A 26322-nucleotide genomic window follows, 5' to 3' on the forward strand; every position below is an offset into this window, starting at 1 on the left:
GGATTGGGCAATGATAGTCGCCTTCCACCAGTTTCCTGCCCGTGGCCAAGTTCTCGGTTCTACAATGCTGCTGAGCGCAATGACAGTTTTGCTGACAGCGGTCACGGCTTCCGGGCAAAATGCTGCTGGTGAGGCAACGCAGTTGGAGACGATCGTCGTAAGCTCCGGCGCGGAGACGATTAATGAGGACAACGACACGATTGTCCCCCGGCAATCCGTTTCCGCATTGAAGACCGATACACCTCTTGTGGAGACTCCTCGTTCCGTTTCGGTGTTAACCCGCGAAGAGATGGAGCAGCGTCACGTGACAGACCTGATCCAGGCCACCCGCTACACGTCCGGCGTTACGACCGGTGGCTTCGGCTACGATCCGCGCTTCGACCAGGTCTACATCCGCGGGATCGAAACAACCACCAGCGGTGATTTTCGTGACGGCCTGCGCCAGCCGGTGATGACCTATGGAACCTTCCCGACGGAGATCTACACGCTTGACCGTGTGGAAGTGCTGAAGGGACCGGCTTCTGTCATGTATGGCGCAGCGAGCGCCGCCGGCATCGTCAACAAGATCTCCAAGCTGCCCCAGGAAGAAAGCCATCATGAGGTCGAGCTCCAATACGGCACGATCGGCCGCAAACAGGCGGCTTTCGACTTCGGCGGCCCCGTCGGAGAAAGCGACGAATTGTTTTACCGGGTTGTCGGCCTGGTTCGTGAGGGGGAAACCAATAACGACATCGCCGACGACCGTTATCTGTTGCAGCCCTCCTTCACCTGGGAGCCGACAGACAGCACCAAAATCACGGTCTATGGGTTGGCGCAGAAGAGCGAAGGCGAAGCGAGCACCTGGACATATGAGGATGGCGGAGACATTCGCCGCGTCAGTCATGCCGACTACGACTTTCAGAAGGTTCGGCAGTACCAGCTGGGCTACCAGCTTGAACATGAATTCGAAAACGGCCTGACTTTCCGGCAGAACGCGCGCGTCAGCGATCTCGATCTCGAGGCTCGCTATGTCGATACAAGAACCTTGGTGCCTCGCGCACCAGGCGCACCCGCTGACAGCTGGGCAACCGCAGGAGTAACTGACGAAGTTCGCGCCTACCAGATCGACAACCAGCTCCAAGCGAAGTTCGACACCGGGTCAGTAGCCAATACCGTGTTGTTTGGGCTGGATTACACAGGGGTAAACTCGGATTTTGCAGACGGGTATGATTATGCATATCCCTCCGCCATTGGAAGCGCGCCTACTCCTGCGCTGACGGGCTTTACCGGTAATGATCTGCGCCAGACGGGGATATATGCGCAGGAGCAGGCCGAGATCGGCAACTGGCGCTTCGTCGGCGGCCTGCGTTACGACTGGCTGCACCAGGAAACCAGCGACAAGGTCGCAGGCACGGGCGCGGAAAAGGATGAGGGCGCCTTGTCGGGACAGGTCGGGCTCCTTTATCTCTTCGACAACGGCTTGGCTCCTTATGTCAGCTACGGAACATCTTTCGTGCCTTCGACCGAGCGTGCGGCCGGAGGCGTCGTGCTTGATCCGACGAAAGGCCGCCAGATTGAGGCGGGTATCAAGTACCAGCCCGAAGGCGAAAACTATTCCCTGACCACTGCTGTTTATCGGCTCGTTGAAACAGATAAGCCACAATATGCCGGCTACACCCCTCCGATCTTTATCTATAAAAACTCCGGCGAGAACACCTTTACAGGTTTTGAGGTTGAAGGACGCACGACCTTCGACAACGGCATAAGCTTGATTGCCGCCTATACCTATACCCACGGCGAAGTGACCGGGAACCTCGACAGCAGCATCATCGGCAACACCCCCACGACCACCCCGCGCCACGTGGCGTCGCTTTGGGTGAACTATGCAGCACCGGAAGAGACCGCCATTGGCGGGTTCAGCATCGGTGCGGGCGTGCGGGCCACAAGCGAGTCCTTTACCGACGACTACAACACCGCAAAGAATACGGGAGTCGCCTATCTCGACGCATCGCTCTCCTACGATTTCGGCGCCAAATCGCCGGACCTGAAGGGACTTTCGCTCGCCGTCAGCGCGACAAACCTCGCCAACCGCGAGGAGCAGGTTTGCAATGGCGGCTATTGCTACTTCAGCCAAGGCCGTACAGTGCTGGGTTCGCTGAAGTATAAGTGGTGAACTGGACTAATTCTGCGTCTGCTTCCGTCATCCACCGGAAGCAGACGTTTGCGCAACCTGGCCGGACTTAACGCAAAACCAGGGAACGTCCTGCTTCGGCCGCACGGCCGTTCAGTTCAATGTTAAGGGGTATCATTCCCAGTCGATGAGCATGACCGAAAAAGCCTACACACTGCCCGGAACCACTTATTTCGACCTTGCATCAGATGCGGGCGGCGAACCCTATCGCGTGCTCCTGTTCATCCCGGAGGGTGAGCCGCCCGCCGAGGGGTGGCCGCTTTTGGTGCTAACCGATGGCAATGCGACCTTTCCGTTTGCATTCGCAAGCCTTGTGACGCAGGCACCCTATCCAACCGGCACCAATGTCACCTGGGGCGCGATCGCGGCAATAGGCTATCCATCCGATGAACCCTATGATGCGCTGCGACGCGCTTGGGATCTCGGTCCGCCGCCGATCAAGACTTATCCACCCTACCATGAAGGGGGGCCTCCGGTTCGCATCGGCGGGACGAGGGAATTGCTAGACTTCATCGAGAAGAAGCTCTTCCCGCGGCTGGGGGAGATGGTGCGGCTTGACACGACACGCCGTTCGCTCTTCGGGCACTCCTTTGGCGGTCTCTTCACGCTCTATGCACTGTTCGAGCGCCCGAGCCTCTTCGCTAACTGGATCTCGGCGAGCCCGACGATCTACTGGGAAGGCAGCGAGATCTTGAACAACGAGGCCCGGCGCCAAAGGGTTTCCGGTCACGCAGCCTTCCTGCATCTGTCGGCCGGTGAGTACGAGGGAGACGAGCTTGCGCCTTTCCAGTACCGCAACAATGATGCGGAGAAGCGCCTGGAAAACAAGAAAAGCGAGCGAACGGTTGCCTTGGCTCAGGAAATGGCAGACCGGCTGAACGGGTTTGAGATCCGGACGGAGTTCGAGCTGTTTGCCCGCCAGACCCACATGTCCGTGCTCGGGCCAGCCGTGAACCGCGCTGTCGGCATCGCCTTTCGAAGCAGCGCAGCATAATCTGCCTTTCACGGAATGCGGCCTTGTGTCCGCGTCCTGAAAACAAGAATAGGAAATGCCGTGGCCCTTGCCCGATCCGCGCACGATACGCTTGAGACGACGAATGCTTTCGCTGTCGACAAGATCGACCTGTCGATCGACGGCCGGGCGATCCTGTCGGAGGTTAGCCTTTCCTTCCCTGCAGGAGAGGTGGTGGCGCTGGTCGGCCATAACGGTTCGGGCAAATCCAGCCTCCTGAAGATCCTTGCACGACAGCTGACGCCGACGGCTGGATCGGTTGCTTACGGCGGTCGCGCCCTCCAGCATTTCCCCGGACGGGACTTCGCAAGGTCTGTCGCCTATCTGCCGCAGGATCTTGGCACCGGCTCCGAGATGACAATCCGCGAATTGGTGGCCTGCGGGCGCTATCCGTGGCACGGTGCGCTTGGACACTTTTCTCCGGTCGACAAGCAGATGGTGGAAGCAGCACTCGCCGCAACCCATATCGAGCCCTTCGCCGATCGTCTGGTGGGAACACTGTCCGGCGGCGAGCGGCAGCGGGCATGGATCGCCATGCTGATCGCGCAGGACGCTCGGTGTCTGTTGCTCGACGAACCGACCGCGGCGCTCGACGTGGCCCATCAGGTCGAAGTGCTGTCTCTGGTACGGCGGCTGGCCCATGAAGGCGGCCGCAGCGTCGTCATCGTCCTTCACGACATCAATATGGCGGCGCGCTTCTGCGACCGGATCCATGCCTTAAAAGGCGGACGGGTGGTGGCGAGCGGGACGCCGGGCGAGATCCTGGTTCCGGAAACGCTGCGCGCAATCTATGGGGTCGAAATGGATGTGGTTGCTGTTCCGGCACTCCCGCATCCGCTCGCCTATGCCTGTTGAGGCCGATGGGGATGGAGATTACAAGGCGCTCATTTCTCCAATACACCGCCGCGGCAGTTCTACAGATTCCGGGGCCGGTCTTGGCGGAAGTCGCCGGGCAGAGGATTGTCAGCCTGGATTACGGACTTGCCTCCACACTTCTGTCGCTTGGGATAACCCCTGTTGGAATTTCCGAACAGGCGGACTGGAACAAATGGATAGTCGAGCCAGCCCTGCCGCCATCCGTCGTCGATATCGGTAGCTCCTACGAGGTCGACTTCGAGGTCCTCGTTCAACTGAAGCCGGACATCATCCTGACCACGCCTTATCTCGACGAGCTTCTGCCGAAGCTTCAGCCCATAGCGAAAGTGCTTCGGCTGGAAATCTTCACGCCCGATAGCGGCGCTGTTCTCCCGGCCGCGGTCGCGGCCACACGCAAGCTGGCGGTTGAACTCAACCGCGAAAGCCAGGCTGAGCTTTTCCTGGCGCGTTCCGACGCGTTCTTCGAGACCTGCCGTGAGCGGCTGTCTCACCGGCCAAGTCCTTCGGTGGCGCTGGTCAGCTTCATGGATGCCCGCCATGCGCGCATCTATTCTGCCCCTGGACTGTTCCACAACACGCTGGAGCGCATCGGCCTGCGCAATGCGTGGACGCGGCAATCCAACTTCTGGGGCTTCGAAACGATCGGCCTCGAAGAGCTGTCCAGTATTGCCGACCCCGAGGCCCGGCTGATCGCCTTTGATCCGGTTCCGGCCGACGTGCTGCCCAAACTTGCGGAGAGCCCCTTGTGGCAGTCGCTTCCCTTTCCACGGCCTGGCCACCTCTCCGTGCTTCCGCCGGCACTGATGTTCGGCATGGTCAACGAGGCCGTGCGTTTCGCCCGCCTTGTGACCGACCTTCTGGATCAGGACGTATGAGCGCTTATCGCCGTGACCATCTCGGGCCAGCGCTTGTGTTCTTGGCTTTGCTGTGTGGTGGGAGTGTTGCCTCGTGGCTGGTTGTGGAACCGGCGCTGTCGGCTCCGGCAGTGCAAGGTTACGACATCCAGCGCATGCTGCTTTATTATTCGACCTTGCCGCGGCTTGCCACGGCACTGCTTGCCGGCGCTGCACTGGCCTTGTCGGGCGCACTGTTCCAGCAGGTTCTGCGAAACCCGTTGGCCGATCCCAGCACGCTCGGCATTTCGGCTGGAGCCAATCTCGCATTGGTCGTGGTCTCGCTTTTCGTGCCCGGTCTTCTTGGTGCGGGCCGCGACATCGTTGCGCTCGGGGGAAGTGCCGCAGCGGCGGCGATCGTCGTGGGCCTCGGCGCGCGACGGGGATTTTCGCCGTTTTCGCTGGTTCTTTGCGGTCTGGTCCTGAGCCTCTGGTGCGGAGGGCTTTCGGCAATCCTCACCTATCTCAACCAGCGATATCTCGTAAGCCTATTCATATGGGGGGCGGGATCGCTGGCACAGCAGAGTTGGGTCATTCCCCTGTCTCTCGCCTGGAAGATTGTTTTGCTTGCGACCATCTGCGGGCTGGCGATCAGGCCGTTGTCGCTGCTCGATCTGGGGGAAAGTGGATCGGCAGCACTTGGGGTGAGGTTGGCTCGCCTTCGTATCCTTGTCATCGCCTGCGCAGTGGCGCTTTCCGGTTTCGTCACCAGCGCGGTCGGGGTAATTGGTTTCATCGGGCTCGTTGCTCCGACGCTTGCGCGATTGGCGGGAGCGCGCCGGCCGGTTCACCTGATCTTCTGGTCTCCGTTGATCGGTGCAGGCCTGCTTTTCCTTGCGGATGCCGTGCTGCAGCTGCTTGCAGGCGGCGTCCGGGACTTCCTGCCGACCGGTGCGGTCACTGCAATCTTCGGCTCGCCGTTGCTTCTGGCACTGTTACCGCGGCTGAAGATCCGTCACCGGATTCAGCAGGCGCAGAGCTGGCAGCGGCCGCGTCTATGGGGGGCAAAGGTGCCGGTGATCATCCTAGCCGCAACCGTTCTCGTTCTTGTCATCTTGAGCCTGTTTGTCGGCCGTACCCCTGGCGGCGGATGGACAATTCTTTCCGGTGATTTTCTCGGTCAGATCCTGGCGATCCGTGCACCGAAGGCGTTCGCGGCGCTTGCGTCAGGTGCGATGCTCGGCGTTGCGGGGACGATCCTCCAGCGGCTGACCGGCAATGAGATGGCGAGCCCAGAGGTTCTCGGGATCAGCGCTGGCGCAACCTTTGGCGTGGCTATTGCGCTTTTCGCAATTGCTCCGGTCTTTCTGGGACAATTCGCCTTTGCCGTTGCCGGAGCCGTCGCGGTTCTTGGCCTTATCCTCCTGACGTCGCGACGCTCCGGGTTTGCTCCGGAAAGGGTTTTGCTCGCCGGCATCGCGCTGAGTGCCATGGTCGACGCCGTCGTCGGGATTCTGAACTCCACGGGAGATCCGAGGGCGGCTTTGCTGATGCGCTGGATGAGCGGATCGACCTATCTGGTGAGCGGCTCGACGGCCATGGCCGAGGTGATAATCGCGACAGTGCTGATCATGGTTTCTCTGGCTGCACGCCGCTGGCTGGACATCCTGCCGCTCGGCCCTGCTCCTTCCGCCGCTGTCGGCATCCCTCTGAAGCATTCGAGACTGGCGCTGTTCGGGCTGTCGGGGCTGATGACCGCGGCCGCTACACTGACAGTTGGACCTCTTTCGTTTGTTGGGCTCATGGCGCCGCATCTTGCACGGGAGGCAGGTCTGACGCGATCTCTGCCGCAGATGAGCGGCGCAGCGTTGATCGGCAGCGGGCTGATGGTCGCGGCAGACTTTGCCGGTCGAACCATTGCCGCACCTTACCAGATTCCGGCTGGCCTCATCTCGGCGCTTATCGGCGCGCCCTGCTTAATGTTCTTGATGAGCAGGAAGCGGTAATCTTCAATATGTTGATCGAGAAGATGACTTGCTTAAAGTCGGCAGCTACTGGCTCGGCGCGGTATCTGACGTGTCACGGGCTCAACAACGGAGGTCGAGCCAAACCTAGATGGTCGCGCAAGGTTGAGCCATTGTATTCGGTACGGAAAAGGCCACGTTCCTGCAGGATAGGCACCACTGACTGAGTGAAGTCTTCTAAACCTTCCGGGAAGAAGGGCGGCATCACGTTGAAGCCGTCGGCGGCGCGGCCGTCGAACCATTCCTGCATGCGGTCGGCGATTTCGACCGGGGTGCCGAGTACGATATGGTGGCCGCGCCCGGCGGCGACGCGCAGCGCCAGCTGGCGGATTGTCAAGTTTTCCCGTCGCGCCAACGCGGTCAAAAGCTCGGCGCGGCTGCGCAGCTGGTCGGAGATCGGCAGGTCCGGCAGCGGGCCATCCGGATCGTAATCGGCAAGGCTGTGGCCGATGCGTTCTTCCAGAAGCGGCATGGCGCTCTTCAAGTCGGTCCACTGATCGAGTTCGGCCAGCTTGTCGGCGGCTTCCTCCGACGTGCGGCCGATCACCGGCAGGAAGCCGGGCATGACGGCGACGTCATCGGCATGGCGGCCGGCCTTTTCGACGCGGGTCTTCAGGCTCTTGTAGAAGGCCTGCGCTTCCGCGAGGCTCTGCTGGGCGGTGAACACCACATCAGCTGTGCGGGCGGCAAGGTCCTGACCGGGACCGGAAGAACCGGCCTGGATGAGGATCGGATGGCCCTGCGGCGAACGCGGAATGTTGAGCGGACCCTTCACCGAGTAATATTTGCCCTTATGATCGAGCAGGCGAACTTTTGACGGGTCGGCATAAACGCCCGTTTCCTTGTTCTTGATGAAGGCGTCATCGTCCCAGCTGTCCCAAAGGCCCCGCACGACGTCGACGAATTCTTCGGCAACGGCATAACGTTCGTCATGCTCGGGATGCGGCTTGGAAAAATTATTGGCAGTGCGGGCATAGGACGTGGTGACGATGTTCCACGCGGCACGGCCATGGCTCAGATGGTCGATCGAGGAGAAGGCGCGGGCAGTGTGATAGGGCTCCCCGTAGGTGGTAGACGATGTCGCGGCGAGGCCGATCTTATCCGTCACCAGCGCCAGTGCAGCGAGCAGCGTCAGCGGCTCGAAGCGGGCAATGGTGGAAGGATGCGCGTCGACGCCACTGGTCAGGCCGTCGGCCAGGAACACCATGTCGAATTTCGCTTTTTCGGCGATGACTGAGACGCGGCGCAGCAGGTCGAAATTTTCGCTGCCGGCCTCCGCCTGCGGATGGCGCCAGCCGGAAACGTGGTGGCCGGCGCCCTGCAGGAACAGGCCGAGATGGATTTGTCGCTTGGCGGTCATGGCAGTGTCTTTCGTCGGATCTAGCGCGGATTTCTTTGGTCAACTATGGGTCTGGTTGAGCAGCGCCAGAAGCCGACCAAGGTCGCCGGCGCTCTTCATGCCGCGAACGAGCGAGGGGATCTCGGCAAAGGCGGAGCTGCCGGCCGTGGCGTCGGAAAATTTTTCTGTCGGATCGGTAATGCCTGGCAGGCCGTTGAAGCGCCGGTTGATGGTGCCGCCGTCTTTCAGCATGATGTCGAGCACGACAAAACGCGTGGTCGGATCGCTTGACATGCGTGGTGCGCTTTCGTCATGGCGGCGGCCAGCGCGGGCGGCGAGCGTCATGATGCGGTCTTCGACTGGGCGTTCGTCAAAATGGTCGAGCCGCAGCGCGCCGTCGATCAGGGCGGCGGAAAACACATATTCCGGGCTGAAACGGGCCTCGATACCATTGGTCGGTTTGGTCACGACCAGAGCAGCATCGGCGCCGGGCGGATAGGTGAAGGTGATCGTTTCGATCTGGTCTGCTTTGAGACCTTCGCCGTTAAGCTCGATGCCCAGCGAGGCGACCGGGTGACTGGCCGTGCAGCAGGGATAGGCTTTCAGGGTCAGACCGGGCGATACGATCTGCCACAGTGCGCCCCAGTTTGCACTGACCAGTTCCGGCTTGCCTGCGTCGAAAGCGTAGGCCGAATGGAAGCCGACCGAATTGTCAAGGAAATCCGGTGCGCCGCCGAAACCGGCCGCCGCCAGCCGTGCAGCCAGCAGGCCGGATCGGGCGGCCATGCCGGCGTGATAGGGTTTTGTGTCGTAGCCGAATTGAAGTCGCAGACCGGATGCCTGGGTAGCAGCGATGCCGAGCGCAATAGCGGTTTCTTCCACGGATGCGCCGGTCAAATGGCAGATGGCGGCAGCAACACCGATTGGGCCAAGCGTTGCTGTCGCGTGAAAACCATTCTCGTAATGTTTCGAGCCGAGCGAAAGACCAAGCCGCGCCATCGCTTCCAGCCCCACCACGTAGGAGGCGACAAAAGCTTCGGCTGAAAACTCGCGTTCTGCCGCGAGAGCTAGCAGCGCCGGAAGGATCACCGTCGTCGGATGGCCGCGCACGCTGGCATGAACGTCGTCGTAATCCAGCACATGGCCGGCATAGGCGTTGACTACTGCTGCCACCAGCGCGTCGGTCTTCTTGTCGCTGCCGACGAGGATTGCGTTGCCCGGCAGATCGGCGCCCACTGCCTTTGCGAGCACACTGGTCGTCCGGTCTGTCGCGCCGGCAATCGTGCAGGCGAGAAAATCGATGATTGCCGTACGGGCCGCATCCATGGCCGCAGCATCGCGGGTCGGGTCGGAATGGATGATCGCCTCGACAAAAGCGGTGGTACAAGGTGCACTGGCCATGGTCAGATACCCTCGCCGTCGCGCACTGCGCCGCGCCCGCCACCGGAAAGACCGCCGACGAACTGGCGGATGCGAGGATTGTCGGCCGTGTGAAAAATCTGCTGCGGCGAGCCGTGATCGACGATGCGGCCGTTTTCGGTGAAGACGACGGTGTCGCTGATCTCCTCGGCAAAGCGCATCTCGTGGGTCACGAGAATGCTGGTCATGCCGTCGCGGATGAGATCACGGATCACCCATAGAACCTCGCCGACGGTTTCCGGGTCGAGCGCGGAGGTCACTTCGTCGAACAGAACCAGTTCCGGCTTCATTGCAAGCGCGCGGGCAATCGCCACGCGCTGCTGCTGGCCGCCGGAAAGCTGGCCGGGATAGGCATCCGCCTTTTCCGAGAGGCGTACCTTTTCGAGAAGCTCGCGCGCCAGTTTGACGGTCGCGGTCTTGTCGGCACCGAGAATTTTGGTCGGTGCCAGCACGATATTGTCGAGCACGGTCAGGTGCGGAAACAGATTGTATTGCTGGAACACGATGCCGACGCGTTTGCGCAGCTGGATGCGTTCGCTTTCCTTGGTCAACTGATCGACGCGGGTGCCGGCGACGGTGATCTTGCCGCTCTGCGGCGTCACCAGCGCGTTGATGCACCGCAGGATGGTGGATTTGCCCGAACCCGACGGACCGATGATCGAGAAGGCATCGCCCTTGTAAATAGTGAGGTCGATACCTTTCAGCACCTGCGTCTGACCAAAGGACAGGTGCACGTCCTCCAGTTTCACGATCGCGGTGTTGGTCTCAGTCTCGGGGGATGCAGTCATTATAAGTTCCTTCAGCCCGTGTTGAAGCGCCGTTCCAGGCGACGGGTTAGGCGGGCAATCGGGTAACAAAGCGTGAAAAATGCGGCCATGACCACGACATAGGCGATAATGGTGAAATCCAGCCGGCGCACCGCGGTGCTGGCGTCTGTTGCGGCATGCATCAGTTCGTGCACGCCGACCAGCGAGGCGAGCGAGGTACCCATGGCCATTGACGAGGCAACGTTCATCCAAGGCGGCAGCGAGCGGCGCACGCATTGCGGCAGGATGACGTAACGCAACGCCTGCAGGCGCGAAAAACCGAGGCCCTTGGTGGCTTCCCATTGCGTGGTCGGGATGGAGAGCACGGCGCCACGGGTGATTTCGGCAATATAGGCGCTGGACAGGATGGCAAGGCCGATCACCGCCTTGACCCAGTCCGGGAAGGGCAGGTAATTGCCGAACAGCACGACCTCGAACGGAAAGATATACGTCGTGGCAAAGATCAGCACCAGAGCCGGGGCATTGCGGAAAATCTGAACATAGACCTGCGCGGGTAGGCGGACAAACCAGTAGGGCGCCAGCTGCATCAGGCCCAGAAGTACGCCGGCCGTGGTGCCGAGCGTGACCGCGCAGATGGTGATGAGGATGTTCATCGAAAAGCCGGAGGCGAGATAAGGGATCCACTCCACCAGTTCTCGGCCCAGCGACAGGTCGATCAGCGACCAGCCGATCACAAGCAGCGGCATCGCCACGAAGCCGATCGAACGCAGCACGCGGCTGCTCTTGCTTGTTGTTTTGGATGCTTGAGTTGCCGTCATGCTCATAGGCCATAACCCGGGATGGCGAGCCTGCGCTCGACCCATGAGCCAACACGGGCCACCACGAAATTGATCAGGCTGAAGAAGGCAAGAAGTACAATCATCAGTTCCACGACATTGTCGCGCTGGGTCCACACCATGATCGATGCATAAGTGATTTCGCTGACCGCGATCGCATTGCCGACGGTGGTGGATTTGACGAGGCTGATGAGACCGTTCACGATGGCCGGCAGCGAGGAACGAAAGGCGAGCGGTATCTGCACGTAGCGCATAATCTCGAACGGGCTGAAACCCATGCCACGCGCCGCCTCAATCATTGAGGATGGAACGGCTTCGATGCCGCCGCGGATTGCTTCCGCATGCAGGGCTGCGACATGCAGCCCGACCACGGCGACGACCCAGAAAAACGGCGAGAGGGGATTGTTCTGTGCGCCGCCTACCATATTGGAAACGACTGTGTTCAGCACCAGAAAGCTGAACATCAGCTGCACCAAAGTCGGCGTATTGCGGGTCAGCTCCACGAAGCCGCGCACAGGTGCGGAAAGCCAAGGCCTGTTCGAGGTCAGGCAGGCGGCAAAGATCAGGCCGACAATCAGGCTGACGGGAATCGTGACGGCGACCAGATAGAGCGTTGTGAGAAAACCATCACGCCAGATCTGCGCCTCGTATCCGGTTGCCAGAAACTCGTAATTGAGACCCAACCTGGCCATCAGTTCGATGAACAGGCTGGTCAGGTTCATGTCCTGCATAGGGCTTTAACGCTGCCTTCCTTACTTGGCAGAAAGCTTCTTGTTTTCCTCCTCAAGATACTTGGTATTGAGCAGGCGATTGGCCTTTGCCAACTCAAGCAGCTTGCCGGAAGCATGCAGCTTCTTCACGGATTCGTCGAGTGCCTTTTGAGTGTCCGCTTCGCCCTTGCGCAGCCAGATGACGCTGTCCGACGGAATCAGCTCGTTGGGGAAGGGGATGGCGAAATCCTTCCATTCGTCCGCACGGTCCTGGAGCAGCAGGCCGACGGTTGCGCCGACATGTACGGCAGCAACGCAATTGCCGCCCTGAAGCGCCAGCAAGGATTCCGGCTGGCTCGGCAGCCCCTTGACGATTGCGCCGTATTCTTCGGCGAGCGGCTGCGCATAGTTGGAGCCCTGCGAGATGCAGACCGGTTTGCCCTTGAGGTCGGCCCAGTCTTTCAAACCGCTGTCCTTGCGCACCACCGCAGCGCCGCCGGCACGGTCGTAAGGTGTTGGAACGTAGTCCAGAACCTTGGCGCGTTCTTCCGTGTACTGCATGTTGGCGATCAGGATATCGACCTTGCCCTGCTGCAGGAACTGCACGCGGTTTGGCGGGGTGACTGTCACGCTCTCCAGTTCGACCCCGAGATCGGCGGCCAGCGCCTTGGCGATGTCGACATTATAGCCCTTCTGCTCCTGCGTTTTCGGGTCGATGAAACCAAAGGGCGCACCAGACAGGATGAGGCCGACGGTCAGCTTGCCTCGACCTTTGATGCGCTCCAGCGTCGAATCGGCTGAAGCCTGCGTACCGCTCAAGGCAGTAATCGAGAGGGCAAGTCCGAAGACAATTTTAGCAGTAAGCTTGGCAGACATCAGATGACTCCTTATGTGCGATGCACCATATTGAAGGCCCTCACCCCCAACGAGCAATTTTCTTCCAGCAGCTATGTCATGATGAGAAATTCCGTGCCGGCCTGGGCTGGGAAGGCAGACAAAATTGCTCTAATGCAGGGTTGTTCTTTGCCCAGCCCCAAGATTTTACACGCCTTACCCGGTTGATGGCTTAGACTTTCCCGCCAGACCGACCGCCTGGCTCAAATGTGCCAGTCGGCGACGGAACTGGCTTCTGCAACTGAAGTTGCGGGCAGTTCATAGGCCCTGATGTAGTCGATGTGCATGTCAGATCCGCTTGCCAAGCCGTTAGTCGGCGTTCCGGCCGAGCCACCGACGGCGAGGTTCACCAGCATATACATGGGGTCATGCATATCAGCCGGCGTATCTGCCTGGGCGACGGCGACATCATCGAAATACCAGGTGATATGGTCCTCTTCCCAGAGAACGCCGTAGGTGTGGTAGCCTTCGGTACTTGCGACCTTGACCGGGAAGGATGTCATCGTATGGGCGCCGGTCGCGTTGCTGTGCACGGTCGCATTGACCGTATTCGGATCCTGCCCCCGCATTTCCACGACATCGAGTTCAGGCGGCCAGGAGCCATCGGCCGGCAGCAGCCAGAAAGCTGGCCACACGCCCTGTTCAGTTGGCATGTCGGCGCGGATCTCGAAGTAGCCATAGGTTTGAGCAAAGGATGAATATGTATTCAGCAGACCGGACGTATAATCGTAGCCGTTGATCTGCGTCTGAATCGCCTGCGATGCCGGCTCAGCCGAAATCGTCAATATGCCATTGCTCACGGTGAATGGATTTGCGGCAGCCGTGGGCGCGTAGGAGGGATTGATATACCATTGCTGCTCGCCGTTTTCAGTCAGCGTGCTGCCCTTCTCCGGCGCCCACCAGAACTTCGCGTCCCAGGTGCCCTGATTGCCGATGCGGAGCGACAAGCTGTTGAAATCGTCGTTGAAGGACAGGGCAAGATCCGAGCGGTCCAGCACCAGCTGGAACTGTTTGGCCTGTAAATCCGAAGCCTTGATATTGGCGAAAACCAGGCTTTCCCCGCCACCGAGATCCAGCCTCAGGTCTGCACCCACCTGCGTCACATAAGAAAGAACCTGTTCAAACGACGACAGCCCGTAGCTGTTCAGCCGGACGGTATCGTCACTGCTGAAGTCGGTGATCAGGTCGCTGCCATTGCCGCGAGCGAGAATGAAGATATCGGCTCCGCCTCCGCCGATCAGCACGTCTTCTCCATCGCCGCCGTCGATCGTCTGGCTGCCGGAAGCTCCGGATATGATATTGTCCTGAGCATTGCCGAAGGCATAGCGCCCACTTCCTGTGACCGTCAGGTTCTCGAAATTGGCCGGCAGTGTATAGCTCATCCAGGTGTTGATCGTGTCGACACCGGCGCCGGAAGCCTCCACGGCGCGATTGATGCTGGAGTAGAGATAATAGATGTCGTCGCCTGTGCCTCCCTGCATGGTGAGCTTGACGGCACTGTCCCCCCAGATGGAGTCATTGCCGGCCGTGCCCTTGAGCACCGGGCCAGAGCCGGTCGCGGAAAACCATGCGGTCGAGGTGCCGCTATAGTAGAGCGGCCTGCCGGCGGCATTCTGTATTGATTTGGCCATCGTCAACTCCTTTGGGTCACAAGGTATTTAAGTATCTGCTTGCTGAACGAGCTGCAGTCATTGCTCCCGGAACGCCCGGGCAAGCTGATCGGTCACGGGTTTAGCGAGATAGCTGAGCGCGGTTCGCGCGCCGGTTTCGATGAAAGCTTCCACCGGCATTCCGGCAACCGGTGCAAGGCCCCCAAGCCGACGCCATTCATCCTGAGGGACTGCAACGCGCAGGGTATAATAGGATTGTCCGGATTGGGCATCGGTCGTTACATCGGCGGAAACCGAGGCTACATGTCCCGAAAGCTCCGGCGTCGTTCTGTAGCTGAAGGCGGAGAACCGTAAGCCTACCGGCTTACCGACCACCACTTCATCGATATCCTGCGGCGACAACTTCAGCTCAGGCGTCAGCATATCCTGATCGGGTACGATCTGCATGATCGCCTCGCCAGGCGCAATCACCGCGCTTGATCCGTGTACGGCAAGCTGGTGGACAATGCCGTCCTGGGGCGCACGGATATCCACATGCCGCAGGTCATCTTCGGTTGCAACTCGACGTTCGAAATACTCGCTGCTTTCGCTTTCCGCCTGCCTCAGCTGTTCGGAGACCTCTATTTGATGGTCATCGTTGATCTGGATGATCTGCAGCTCGGTTTCCGCGATCTTCCCCTTGATCTCAGCGATTGACGCCACGAGCCGGCCCCGTTCACCACTCAGATTGGCGTTCTCTCGCTGCAGAGCGTAGACTCGGGTTACCGTTGTGGCCCCTTGGCGAAGCAGCGGCTCAAGGCTTGCGAGCTCCTTGCCGATAATATCGATAGCGCGGCTCTTGCCGTCCTGCTGGGCCATCAGGCCTTCCACCTGCTGGTCCAACTGACGAATGCGCTCCCGCAATTGCGCCGTCCTGCCGCGCAGCGAGGCCCGGCGTCCGGTAAACAGCAGTTGCTCGCTCTTGATGAGGGCGGTATCGGCGTCCGGGACAATGGGAAAGGTGATGGCATCACTGCCGTCACGTTCCGCCAAAAGTCTAGCGGTTCTCACGCCGAGTTCATCAAGGTGCCGTGAGACGATTGCGAGGCTCGCCCTCGTCTGCGTATCGTCGAGGCGGATTAGAACCTGGCCGGCCCGAACGCGATCGCCATTTCGCACTAGCACCCGGTCCACCCTTCCACCCTTCTGGTGCTGAACCGGCTTGACATAGCTGTCGATGACCAATGTTCCGTGGGTGATCACAGCTCCGTTGATGCGGATGGCAGCGGCAAGCCCGCCAATGCCGCCGATAAGCAGGATGCCGGTGGCGACGGCTACCAAGGTGAGGCGTCGGATCGCTTGAACTTCCGGTGTGAAACTGGTCTTGCTCATGATCTGACCTCGCTTCCGGCGCGCAGCAGCCGCACGAAGGAACCGGTCGCGGCCGCCGGCTTCTGCTCGGGTTTGAGAACCTCGTCCTTCGGCCCAAATGCCTTGGCGCGGCCGTCCTCGAGGATCAGAACCTTATCGACGGCAACAAGCGCACTTGCCCGATGTGCTATGACAATCAAAACTCCGCCGCGGGCTCTTACCCCCTGGATCGCCTGGGTCAGCGCCTGCTCACCCTGGATATCGAGATTGGAATTCGGCTCATCGAGCACGATCAGGAAAGGATCGCGGTAAAGAGCGCGCGCCAAGCCGATGCGCTGGCGCTGGCCGGCCGACAAGACGCTGCCCTGTTCGCCTATCCGCGTCTCGAACCCTTCCGGCAAGCCGACGATCATGTCGTAAACCCCTGCTGCCCGGGCGGCGGCTATGATCGCCTTCGAAGACGCGTCTGGATCGAAGCGGGCAATGTTTTCAGCGACTGTCCCCTCGAACAGCGAGACGTCCTGCGGCAGGTAGCCGATATGCCGCCCAAGTGCCTCGGGCGCCCATTGCGACAGCGAAGCCCCATCAAGCTGCACCTCGCCGGCAAGAGCAGGCCATAGCCCGACGATGCCGCGCGCCAAGGACGACTTGCCAGAAGCACTTCGTCCCACGATTCCCACAGCTTCACCGGCGTAGACATCGAGCGAAATGGCGCGGATGATGGCGTTTCTCGAGCCGGGGGCTGCAAGATGCAGGTTTTCCAAGGTCAGGGATTGCCGCGGCGCCGGCAAATCCACGCGCTGCCGCGTGCCGTGCCCGGTCGGGACTTTGTGGTCGAGCCGGGCCCACGCCTGCCGCGCAGCAGTAAAGCCTCTCCATTGCGAAATAGCCAGTTCCATTGGCGCCAAAGCGCGGCTGACAAGGATGGAGCTCGCAATCATGATGCCGGCCGACGCTTCCTGTCGTATGACGAGAACAGCTCCTACAGCCAGTACGGCGGACTGCAGGAGCATGCGCGTCGAGCGCGAAAGTGTCGACAGGGAGTTCACCAGCGCGGCGGTGTGCAAGTGACTGCTGAGATGGCGATCGCTGATCTCGCTCCACCGCGCCGAAAGTGCATGGGCAAAACCCATGCCTGAAACGGCTTCCGAATTGCGGCGGGCGGCTCCCGCAAATGCCATTCGTTCCGAAAGGATCGATGCGGTCTGTCTTTCCGGTTCACGCGACCTGGCCTCCATCAGCAAGGCCAAGCCGGTCACGATGAACGCTCCTATGAGAGCCGTCAGTCCGATCCAGCTGTGAAACATGAAACACAGCAGGAGATAGAACGGCATCCATGGCAAATCAAAGAGGGCGCCTGGACCGGGTCCGGACAGGAAATTGCGGACAGTGTCGATATCGCGAACCGGCTGCAACCCATCTCCGGACCGTAGCGGGCGCGAGGCCGACAGAGCGACCGATAGAAAGGCAGCGCCTGAAAAGCGCCGATCCACAGCCCGGCCGATCTGCGCCAGGAGCCGGTACCGGATGATCTCCAGCACGCCATGGAAGGCATAGAGCGTGACGACGATAATCGCCAGGCCGGCAAGTGTCGGCAGGCTGCGGCCGGGTATGACGCGATCATAAACCTGGAGCATGAAGAACGAGCCCGTCAGGGTTAGAAGATTGACAAGACAACTGCTGACGGCGAGGCCCACCGCACCGTCGTGGAGGGTCGAGATAAGCCCGAAGAAGGGACTTCCATGCAAAGCCGATTTGTTTCCAGACACACGCGGATCCTTTGCCGGCTAGGCCTCATGCTATGCTCTACGCTATGACGGCCGTGTCTAGGCTGACGGAAAAAGGCTGAAAAGACGACATCAAAAGCGGCGACCATCCCACTGGGAAACAAAGTGGCGAACCTGAAATTAAAGCAGCCGTCTTCTGCCCTCCGCCGCCTTTGTTGATTGTCCCATTTTAGACAGACGGCGTTAGCCGGAAAGAGGGCGCTCCGCCTTGCACGAAGAAGCGATCCAAAGGCGGCAGCGTTCGCTCATAAACACTCCATCCGAGGTAGACGCCCAACTGCAGAAGGATCATCCAAAGCTCAGATCCCGCGCGATGCATTGCCGATTCTATGCTACTTGAAGATTTTGCAGTAAAGGAATTGCGGCTGTTCACAGCAGGGTAGGTTTACGACCCGCCAATCAATATTGATCTACCGGTCAGCGCAAAAAGGCTCTTGCTACATCGCGCATATCACGCAGCAATGGGCTGCGATTGTCCGGGCTCCAGATGGCGTGAAGTTCGGCTATGTAATCGTCACGCATGTCCAACGGTCTAAAAACGATGTCGGCGAAGCAGGCGTTCTGCGTTCCGGCAGGGACGATGGCAAGACCAATGCCGGCGCTGACCAGTGACAGGATTGCCTGTGAATGCGTCATGCTCTGGACGATGCGGGGTTCGATTTTGTGCGCCGTCATCAACTGCGTCAGCATCTTGTGCAGGTAGCGCGCCTTTGGCGAAAACATGATGAAGGGCTCGTTGTTCAGCATGTCGAGTGCAGGACGCCGCTTTATTGCGAGAGGATGGATTTTTGGTATTGCCAGGATCATAGATTCGCGGGCGACACAGAGGCTGTCGAGATGGTGCGGTCCGATCAACGGACGTGAGAAGCCGAGGTCGATCTGACCGTCGTTGATCGCTTTTAGCTGCTCCGCCGTTTCCATCTGAGCCAGTTCCAGCTCGACCTGGGGTGCCGCCGCCCGCGCCCTGATGATGAAGGCAGGCAGAAAACTGTAAGTGGCAGCGCCAACAAACGCGATTCTAATGGATCCCGCACTACCACGCGCGGCATGCCGGGTTGCAGTCACCGCTGCGTCTGCCTGCTGAAGCAGTTTCTGTGCCTCGAAAAGAAAGGCAAGACCCGCTGGCGTCAAAGCCACGCGTCGGCTGCTTCTGTCGAAGAGGGTCACATCAAGTTCTTGCTCCAGCAGCTTGATCTGTCGGCTGAGCGGCGGCTGTGTCATGTTTAGGCGGCGCGCGGCCCGGCTGAAGTTCAGTTCTGATGCCAAAACGACAAATGACCTGACTTGGACCATATCCAACATCAATTCAAAACCTGAATAGATTTCCAATAGCAATCGATTTGGACTTAGATGGATGGCGGCGGTATCAGTCAAGCGAAGAGTGAACATCAAGGGCTTAGGACATGGACACGCAGATACAAGTCGATTCACGGTTGCAGACCGGCAGCGCAGACAGCATCGCCTGGATCAAGCTGTCGTCGATCTTCCTGCCGTTAAAAACGCCGATCAGCGATGCAAAAGTTCTGACCGGGCGGCAAAAGCCGCTGACCGAGGTCGCTTTCCTGTTTGCGGAAATCGAAACCAAGAACGGTCATAGCGGTATCGGCTTCAGCTATTCCAAGCGGGCCGGCGGACCAGGCCAGTACGAGCATGCAAAAGAAATCGCCCATGTTCTGCTCGGAGAGGATCCCAACGACATTGGCAAGTTATGGAACAAGCTCTGCTGGGCAGGAGCCTCGGTTGGCAGGAGTGGCTTGGCGGTCCAGGCGATTGCCGCCTTCGACATTGCCCTTTGGGACTTGAAGGCCAAGCGCGCCGGACTACCCCTCGCCAAGCTGCTGGGCGCTCATCGCGATTCCGTGCAATGCTACAACACGTCAGGTGGCTTCCTGTCCTCTCCGATCGAAGAGGTTCTGGACAATGTCGAGCAGTCCATCGCAGCAGGCATAGGTGGCATTAAGATCAAGGTCGGCCAACCCGACATGCATGCCGACCTGAAACGCGTGGCTGCCGTCCACGAGCGGATCGGCGGCCGGGCAGCGATGATGGTGGATGCCAACCAGCAATGGGACCGCCCAAGTGCCATGCGGTTCGGTCGACTGATGGAGCCATACAATCTGACATGGATCGAGGAGCCTCTTGATGCCTATGACGTAGAAGGCCATGCGGCACTTGCTGCACAGCTCGACACGCCGATCGCTACCGGCGAAATGTTGGCAAGCGTTCTGGAACACATCGCTCTCATCCAAAACAATTCCGTCGACTTCATTCAGCCGGATGCGCCGCGCGTCGGAGGCATTACCCAGTTCCTGAAGATCTGCGCTCTTGCCGAAGCAAAGAAGCTGCAGCTCGCGCCGCATTTTGCCATGGAAATCCACCTGCATCTCGCCGCAGCCTATGAGCTTGAGCCCTGGGTGGAGCATTTCGACTGGCTCGATCCGCTGTTCAACGAGCGGCTTGAGATCCAGAACGGGCGCATGCTGGTGCCGACCCGTCCGGGGCTGGGAATCACGCTGTCGGAGCAGTCGCAGCACTGGAAAAGAGCTGAATCGGAGTTCGGTCAGCGGCCTTGATATGAGTGCTCAAGCCGTTTCGCGCGCGACGATGTGGAAGTCGACATTAATCATTGCTTCCACATCCTCATCACCGGCGATCTTCCTGAGGATGGATTGCGCGGCCTTGGTGCCGATGTCGCGACGGTCAATGCGTACCGTTGTCAGGGGAGGGTGGGTGTGCGGGGCGAAGTCGAAATCGCCAAAGCCGACGATCGCGAGTTGTTTCGGCATCTTGCAGCCGCGCGCATAGGCTTCGGCCAATGCGCCGTGCGCCACCACATCCGATGAGCAGAACACGCCGAGTGTGCCATGACCGCGGTCCAGAAGCTGCGCCATGGCCAGGCGGCCGTCCCGAAAAGTGGAGGGCGAGTTCATCTCGAGGTCCGGCAGTTCGACAGGTGCAACCCCGGCAAGACGATTGACGAAGCCATCGCGGCGCTGAACCGCTCGCGGGTCGTTTGCACCGATCTGCGCATAGCGGTCATATCCCGTGCGCAGCAGATGATCCGCGACCAACGCACCCACGGCTGCGTGGGAAAAGCCAACAGCCGTATCGAGCGGTGACGGCGTTGAATCCCAGATTTCGACGATCGGCAAGCCTGCCCCCGTCAGCATGGCTCGCGTTTCCTTCAAATGGGTAATGCCGGTGAGAATGATGCCGTCGGGACGGCGGGCCAGGATCGCCCGCGTCAGTTCAAGCTCCCTTTGCGCATCGTAGCCGCTCAGACCGAGAAGCAATTGATAGCCGGCCGCCACCAATTCGGCATTCAGGCCCTCAATGGTCTCGGCAAAGATTGTACTGGAGACTGCCGGAACGATGGCGGCGATCAATTTGGTTTTGCGTGAGGCGAGCCCGCCAGCCAGAAGATTGGGTACATATCCCGTTCTGGCGATAACCCGCTCGATTGCCTCCAGCGTCCGAGGCTTAACCAGATGCGGCATGTTGATGGCGCGCGAAACCGTGACAGGCGACACGTCCGCAAGCCGAGCAATATCAGCCAGAGTCACTGGGCCGGATACCGCATTCTGCTTGTTTCTGCTTTGATCAGCCATTAAATGCTCCCCTGCAAATGATTTACGCTTTCATTTTCCTGTTTATCAAGTGCAAGAAGGATGCGTGGAGGACCGGGGGCTGTAGTGTATTGATTATAAAGACATAAGAATTTTGTCGTAATGCTTGCGGCCGATGCTCAAGGAGCTACAATGGAAGCGCTTTCATTCTTCTTGAGGAGGGTCAGGAAGAGATGGTGTTTCGAAGCTGGCCATAGCCAGACAAGTGGAGGAGAAATCATGAACCTTAATCGATTTATGGCGATCGCGGCCGCAGCGACTGCTTTCTGTATGGCAGGCGCCGAACCTGGTCGTGCCGCCGACAATTATCCGTCAAAGACAGTGACCGTCGTCGTTCCCTTTGCCGCAGGCGGAAATACGGACACGTTCGGGCGTCTGGTGGCCGAGGAACTGGATAAGCGTTTGGGCCAACGCTTCATCGTGGAAAACAAGCCCGGCGCCGGTGGCAATATTGGTCTTGGTGATCTGGCGCGCTCCAAGCCGGACGGATACACGATCGGGATGGGCACGGTGAGCTCGAATGCCATCAACCAGACGCTCTACAAGGCTTTGCCCTACGACAAGGATAAGGGTTTCGAGCCGATTTCGCTGATCGCGAGCCTGCCGAACGTGCTTGTCGTCAACCCGGACAGGATCAAGGCAAATTCCGTGCAGGAACTCGTCGAGTTTTTGAAGAAGGAGCCGGGCAAGCACACCTATGCGTCATCGGGCGTTGGCACTTCCATCCATCTGGCCGGCGAACTGCTTGCTACCAAGACCGGCGTCAAGATTACCCATGTTCCTTACAAGGGAAGCAGTCAGGCCATTCTCGATGTCGTGGCCGGACATGTGGACATGATGTTCGATAATATTCCGACGGCGGCACAGCAGGTGAAAGGCGGGAAGGTCAAGGCTCTTGCGGTGACTAGCCTGGAGAGGGCTGCCCTACTTCCGGACGTGCCGACCATGGCGAGCATCATTCCGGGCTTCGAGGCGACGTCCTGGCATGGTCTCTTCGCACCTCCCGGCACGCCGCCGGAAATCGTTGAAAAGCTGAGCAAGGAAGTACAGGCCATTATCGCCGATCCTGCCATGAAGGCCAAGCTGGAAGCCATGGGCGTCACCCCTGTCGGCAATACCTCGGTTGAGTTCAAGGACTTCATCGCCAAGGAAACCGTAAAATGGGCCGAAGTCATCAAAGCTGCCAACGTTCCGCTGCAATGACCAGTCTTGTCGGCCGGATCGTACCCGGCCGGCAAAAACATTCATCTGCGAGTGCAATACGATGCTGAAGATAAGAAACGGACGCGACTTCGTCGGCGGTATGTCGATGATCTGTATCGGCCTCTTGTTCATCTGGTTCGGCCGAGAATTGGAAGCCGGAAACTCCTTCCAGATGGGCCCGGGCTATTTCCCAAGAATGCTCAGCCTGCTTCTGATTGTTCTCGGCGCGCTGATCATGGTGCAGTCGATCATCGTCCAGGCAGAAGAAAGCGAGCCTGACACCTGGAACTGGATGGCCTATGCTCTGGTCATCTTTGCGCCGGTCGGCTTTGGTCTCCTGCTAGCGCGTCTTGGACTTGCTCCCACCATGTTCGTTCTGATCGTTGGCGTTGCGGCTGCCAGCCGGTATGCAAACTGGCGCCACTCGATCCTGCTCGGCCTGTTTTTGTCCGTTTGTTCCGTTCTCTTGTTCACGCGGTTGCTGTCGCTTCCCGTCAGCGCCTTCGGCCCATGGATTCCTTTCCTCGGCAACGTCTGAGTGATGTTACCCAACCGATAGAAGCGGATTGGACCGACTATGGATATATTTTCTAACCTTTGGCTTGGTGCATCTACCGCCTTCCTGCCGATGAACCTTCTATACGGTTTTGTCGGCTGTCTTCTCGGAACAGCCATCGGCGTGCTGCCAGGTCTTGGGCCCACGGCCACCATTGCCATGCTCCTGCCGATTACCTTCGGTCTGCCTCCAGAATCCGCGCTCATCATGTTGGCTGGGATTTTCTACGGCGCCCAGTATGGTGGGTCCACCACCGCCATTCTGATCAATCTTCCCGGTGAAAGCTCTTCGGTTGTCACAGCCATCGACGGCTACCAGATGGCGCGCAACGGGCGGGCCGGTCCAGCACTCGCGACGGCTGCGCTCGGCTCCTTCTTTGCGGGTACGGTTGCAACCATCCTGCTGGCCGTCGCGGCGCCGCCATTGGCAGCCGTTGCCCTCAATTTTGGTCCGGCCGAATATTTTTCCTTGATGGTTCTGGGACTTGTCGCGTCCGTCGCGCTTGCCAGCGGTTCGCTGGTAAAGGCCATGGCGATGATCGTGTTTGGACTGATTCTCGGAACGGTCGGTACCGATGTCGAAAGCGGCACGCCACGCTACGTGTTCGATATTCCTGAACTTTACGACGGGCTGAACTTCGTTGCCGTCAGCATGGGAATTTTCGGGATCTGCGAGATCCTCAGAAATCTTGAAAATGAGCAGGAGCGGTCGGTTGGCGTCAAGCGTGTCACGGGCTTGATGCTGACGAAGGAAGACTTCAAGAGGGTCTGCGGTCCGGTCCTGCGAGGCACTGCGCTCGGCTCCTTTCTCGGCATCTTGCCAGGCGGGGGTGCCATGCTTGCCTCCTTCGCGGCCTATGCCATGGAAAAGCGTGTTTCTCCCAATAGAGCGGAATTCGGCAAAGGAGCGATTGAAGGCGTCGCGGCGCCGGAATCTGCCAATAATGCAGGTGCCCAGACATCCTTCATCCCGATGCTGACGCTTGGAATTCCGGGTAATCCGGTCATGGCGTTGATGGTGGGCGCGATGATCCTCCAGGGCATCACGCCAGGGCCGAATGTCATCTCCGATGAACCCAAGTTGTTCTGGGGGATGATCGTTTCCATGTGGTCTGGCAATCTGATGCTCGTCATCCTCAACCTGCCGCTGATCGGGCTTTGGGTGCGGATGCTGACAGTGCCCTACCATCTTCTGTTCCCAGCGATCGTCGGCTTTTGCTGTATCGGTGCCTACAGCATCAACAACAGCGTTTTCGATGTCTTCGTGATGGCCGGGTTCAGCGTCATCGGCTTTGCACTCAGCAAATTGCGGTTCGAGCCGGCGCCACTGCTGCTCGGCTTCATTCTGGGGCCGATGCTCGAAGAAAACCTGCGCCGAGCAATGCTGATCAGCCAGGGTGATCCGACAACATTCCTGCGCAGTCCGCTCAGCCTGTCGCTGCTGATCTTCGCCGGCCTCGTTCTAGCCCTCGTGCTGTCGCCAAGCATCAGCCGGAAGCGGGAAGAAGCATTCACTGAATAGCGGGCTAGGAGCCTTAAGCACAGGTGCCAGAAGGCACGGGAGTTTCGGAATGGCAGGCAGAAAGACTTACGAAGAACTACGCTCGGCGCGCTGGATGATGCCCGACGACCAGCGATCGTTCGGCCATCGCTCGCGCACCATGCAAATGGGCTATGCGCCGGAAGATTGGGAGGGCCGCCCCATCATCGCCATCCTCAATACTTGGTCGGATGCGCAGCCATGCCATATGCATTTCCGCGAACGGGTGGAATGGGTGAAGCGCGGCGTGCTGCAATCAGGTGGCTTTCCGATGGAGCTGCCGGCGCTGTCGCTGTCGGAAAATTTCGTCAAGCCGACGACCATGCTTTATCGCAATATGCTGGCGATGGAGACGGAGGAACTGCTGCGCTCACATCCAGTGGATGGCGCAGTTCTGATGGGCGGCTGCGACAAGACCACGCCGGGCCTAGTAATGGGCGCAGTCTCCATGGGAATTCCCTTTATCTACCTTCCGGCCGGGCCCATGCTGCGCGGCAATTACGCAGGCAAGGCGCTAGGCTCGGGTACGGACGGGTTCAAATACTGGGATGAACGCCGGGCGGGCACCATTTCCAAGGAGGAATGGCAAGGGATCGAGGGCGGTATTGCGCGCAGCTACGGCCATTGCATGACGATGGGAACGGCTTCGACCATGACCGCTATCGCAGAGGCAATGGGCCTGACCCTTCCAAATGCCTCGTCTATCCCTGCCGCCGACGCAAACCATCAGCGCATGTCGGCCACCTGCGGCCGCCGCATTGTCGAAATGGTCTGGGAGGATCTGACGCCGGACAAGATCATCACGCCGGCCGCCGTTGACAATGCCGTGACCGTTGCTATGGCAACCGGCTGTTCGACCAATGCCATTATCCATCTGATCGCCATGGCGCGGCGCGCCGGCGTGCCATTGGAGCTCGATGATCTTGATCGGATTGGTCGCACCACGCCCGTCATCGCCAATATCCGGCCATCTGGTACGACCTATCTGATGGAGGACTTCTTCTATGCCGGCGGATTGCGGGCGCTGATGAAGCAGCTTGGCGACAAGCTTGATCCGGCGGCGGTCACCGTCACCGGCAGGCCTCTGGTCGAGGGGCTCGACCAAGTGAAGATCTGGAACGAGGATGTTATCCGGCCGCTCACCAACCCCGTTTATCATGAGGGCTCGCTGGCGGTCTTGAAGGGTAACCTCTGCCCGGATGGTGCGGTCATCAAACCGGCCGCTTGCGATCCGAAGTTCCACCGTCATCGCGGTCCGGCACTGGTGGCGGACAGCTATGCGGAGCTGAAAACGATCATCGATGACCCGGATTATCCGTTAACGCCGGAGACTGTGCTTCTTTTGCGCAATGCGGGGCCGCAAGGCGGGCCGGGCATGCCGGAATGGGGGATGATCCCGATGCCGAAGGCGCTGCTCAAGCTCGGCCTGCGCGACATGGTGCGGATCTCGGATGCACGAATGTCCGGCACGAGTTTCGGCGCCTGCGTGCTGCATGTCTCGCCGGAAGCCTATATCGGCGGGCCGCTCGCGTTCCTCAAAACCGGGGACGTGGTGGAACTGGATATTCCCGCGCGCAGCCTCAACATGCTGGTTCCCGAAGCCGAACTCGCGGAGCGGCAGGTGAACTGGGTTGCCCCGGAACCGCGTTATGAGCGAGGCTATGGCTTTATGTTTACCAAGCATATCGAGCAGGCCGACAAGGGCTGCGATTTCGATTTCCTGAAAACCGAGTTCGGCGCGAAAGTATCCGAGCCTGCGATCAACTGATAA

21 protein-coding genes are annotated in these 26322 nt (G+C 59.6%); 10 read left to right on the top strand and 11 right to left on the bottom strand.

Going from position 1 to position 26322, the window contains the following annotated elements:
- Positions 1–10: 10 nt before the first annotated feature.
- From E2F50_RS17920 to fhuB, 5 genes are all read left to right on the top strand, one after another.
- Complete coding sequence (locus tag E2F50_RS17920; protein WP_133317543.1) at positions 11–2152, top strand: TonB-dependent siderophore receptor; 2142 nt, start codon at positions 11–13, stop codon at positions 2150–2152.
- A 151-nt stretch (positions 2153–2303) separates the two neighbouring features.
- Positions 2304–3164: an alpha/beta hydrolase gene (locus E2F50_RS17925; RefSeq protein WP_133317687.1), complete on the top strand. Its 861-nt coding sequence runs from the start codon at positions 2304–2306 to the stop codon at positions 3162–3164.
- A gap of 60 nt (positions 3165–3224) precedes the next feature.
- Positions 3225–4037, top strand: a complete 813-nt coding sequence (locus E2F50_RS17930) for an ABC transporter ATP-binding protein (RefSeq protein WP_425375395.1) — start codon at positions 3225–3227, stop codon at positions 4035–4037.
- Positions 4038–4048: 11 nt separating this feature from the next.
- Complete coding sequence (locus E2F50_RS17935) at positions 4049–4933, top strand: iron-siderophore ABC transporter substrate-binding protein (RefSeq protein ID WP_133317545.1); 885 nt, start codon at positions 4049–4051, stop codon at positions 4931–4933.
- Positions 4930–6897: a Fe(3+)-hydroxamate ABC transporter permease FhuB gene (gene fhuB, locus E2F50_RS17940; RefSeq protein ID WP_133317546.1), complete on the top strand. Its 1968-nt coding sequence runs from the start codon at positions 4930–4932 to the stop codon at positions 6895–6897. Before E2F50_RS17935 ends, fhuB begins: the two co-directional genes overlap by 4 nt.
- 73 nt (positions 6898–6970) lie before the next feature.
- Here fhuB and E2F50_RS17945 read toward each other — a convergent pair whose 3' ends face one another.
- From E2F50_RS17945 to E2F50_RS17990, 10 genes are all read right to left on the bottom strand, one after another.
- Complete coding sequence (locus tag E2F50_RS17945; RefSeq protein ID WP_133317547.1) at positions 6971–8275, bottom strand: LLM class flavin-dependent oxidoreductase; 1305 nt, start codon at positions 8273–8275, stop codon at positions 6971–6973.
- Between the two features lie 39 nt (positions 8276–8314).
- Positions 8315–9661 (bottom strand): MmgE/PrpD family protein, encoded by a 1347-nt coding sequence (locus E2F50_RS17950; RefSeq protein WP_133317548.1) that lies wholly within the window; start codon positions 9659–9661, stop codon positions 8315–8317.
- On the bottom strand, positions 9658–10461 hold the full coding sequence (locus E2F50_RS17955; RefSeq protein ID WP_133317549.1) for an amino acid ABC transporter ATP-binding protein: 804 nt from the start codon (positions 10459–10461) through the stop codon (positions 9658–9660). Before E2F50_RS17955 ends, E2F50_RS17950 begins: the two co-directional genes overlap by 4 nt.
- 11 nt (positions 10462–10472) lie before the next feature.
- The gene (locus E2F50_RS17960; RefSeq protein WP_245515472.1) at positions 10473–11186 is read right to left on the bottom strand and encodes an amino acid ABC transporter permease; all 714 of its coding nucleotides are present in this window, start codon (positions 11184–11186) and stop codon (positions 10473–10475) included.
- A gap of 74 nt (positions 11187–11260) precedes the next feature.
- On the bottom strand, positions 11261–12007 hold the full coding sequence (locus E2F50_RS17965; protein ID WP_133317551.1) for an amino acid ABC transporter permease: 747 nt from the start codon (positions 12005–12007) through the stop codon (positions 11261–11263).
- 21 nt (positions 12008–12028) lie between these two features.
- Positions 12029–12862: a transporter substrate-binding domain-containing protein gene (locus E2F50_RS17970; RefSeq protein ID WP_133317552.1), complete on the bottom strand. Its 834-nt coding sequence runs from the start codon at positions 12860–12862 to the stop codon at positions 12029–12031.
- Positions 12863–13083: 221 nt separating this feature from the next.
- Positions 13084–14511 carry an endo-1,3-1,4-beta-glycanase EglC gene (eglC, locus tag E2F50_RS17975; RefSeq protein WP_133317553.1) on the bottom strand — a complete coding sequence of 476 codons (1428 nt, stop codon included), beginning with the start codon at positions 14509–14511 and terminating at the stop codon, positions 13084–13086.
- 57 nt (positions 14512–14568) lie between these two features.
- Positions 14569–15861, bottom strand: a complete 1293-nt coding sequence (locus E2F50_RS17980) for an HlyD family type I secretion periplasmic adaptor subunit (RefSeq protein ID WP_133317554.1) — start codon at positions 15859–15861, stop codon at positions 14569–14571.
- A complete protein-coding gene (locus tag E2F50_RS17985) occupies positions 15858–17609 on the bottom strand; it encodes a type I secretion system permease/ATPase (protein ID WP_133317555.1) in 1752 nt (583 codons plus the stop codon). Before E2F50_RS17985 ends, E2F50_RS17980 begins: the two co-directional genes overlap by 4 nt.
- 435 nt (positions 17610–18044) lie before the next feature.
- A complete protein-coding gene (locus E2F50_RS17990; RefSeq protein ID WP_245515461.1) occupies positions 18045–19016 on the bottom strand; it encodes a LysR family transcriptional regulator in 972 nt (323 codons plus the stop codon).
- A gap of 14 nt (positions 19017–19030) precedes the next feature.
- Here E2F50_RS17990 and E2F50_RS17995 point away from each other — a divergent pair, with 14 nt between their 5' ends.
- Positions 19031–20200, top strand: a complete 1170-nt coding sequence (locus E2F50_RS17995) for an L-talarate/galactarate dehydratase (RefSeq protein ID WP_133317556.1) — start codon at positions 19031–19033, stop codon at positions 20198–20200.
- 9 nt (positions 20201–20209) lie between these two features.
- Here the strand turns inward: E2F50_RS17995 and E2F50_RS18000 are convergent, their stop codons facing one another.
- A complete protein-coding gene (locus E2F50_RS18000; protein WP_133317557.1) occupies positions 20210–21235 on the bottom strand; it encodes a LacI family DNA-binding transcriptional regulator in 1026 nt (341 codons plus the stop codon).
- A gap of 237 nt (positions 21236–21472) precedes the next feature.
- On the opposite strand from E2F50_RS18000, the gene E2F50_RS18005 reads away from it, so the two are divergent.
- From E2F50_RS18005 to araD, 4 genes are all read left to right on the top strand, one after another.
- Positions 21473–22456 carry a Bug family tripartite tricarboxylate transporter substrate binding protein gene (locus E2F50_RS18005; protein WP_133317558.1) on the top strand — a complete coding sequence of 328 codons (984 nt, stop codon included), beginning with the start codon at positions 21473–21475 and terminating at the stop codon, positions 22454–22456.
- A gap of 61 nt (positions 22457–22517) precedes the next feature.
- A complete protein-coding gene (locus E2F50_RS18010) occupies positions 22518–22994 on the top strand; it encodes a tripartite tricarboxylate transporter TctB family protein (RefSeq protein ID WP_133317559.1) in 477 nt (158 codons plus the stop codon).
- A gap of 39 nt (positions 22995–23033) precedes the next feature.
- Positions 23034–24533, top strand: coding sequence for a tripartite tricarboxylate transporter permease (locus E2F50_RS18015; protein ID WP_133317560.1), 1500 nt, complete (start codon positions 23034–23036; stop codon positions 24531–24533).
- 49 nt (positions 24534–24582) lie between these two features.
- Entirely contained in the window at positions 24583–26319 is a 1737-nt protein-coding gene (gene araD / locus E2F50_RS18020) for an L-arabinonate dehydratase (RefSeq protein ID WP_133317561.1), read from the top strand.
- Positions 26320–26322 lie beyond the last annotated feature (3 nt).

This window comes from Rhizobium deserti (genome assembly GCF_004358025.1).
In the GTDB taxonomy this organism is placed as follows: Bacteria; Pseudomonadota; Alphaproteobacteria; order Rhizobiales; family Rhizobiaceae; genus Neorhizobium; species Neorhizobium deserti.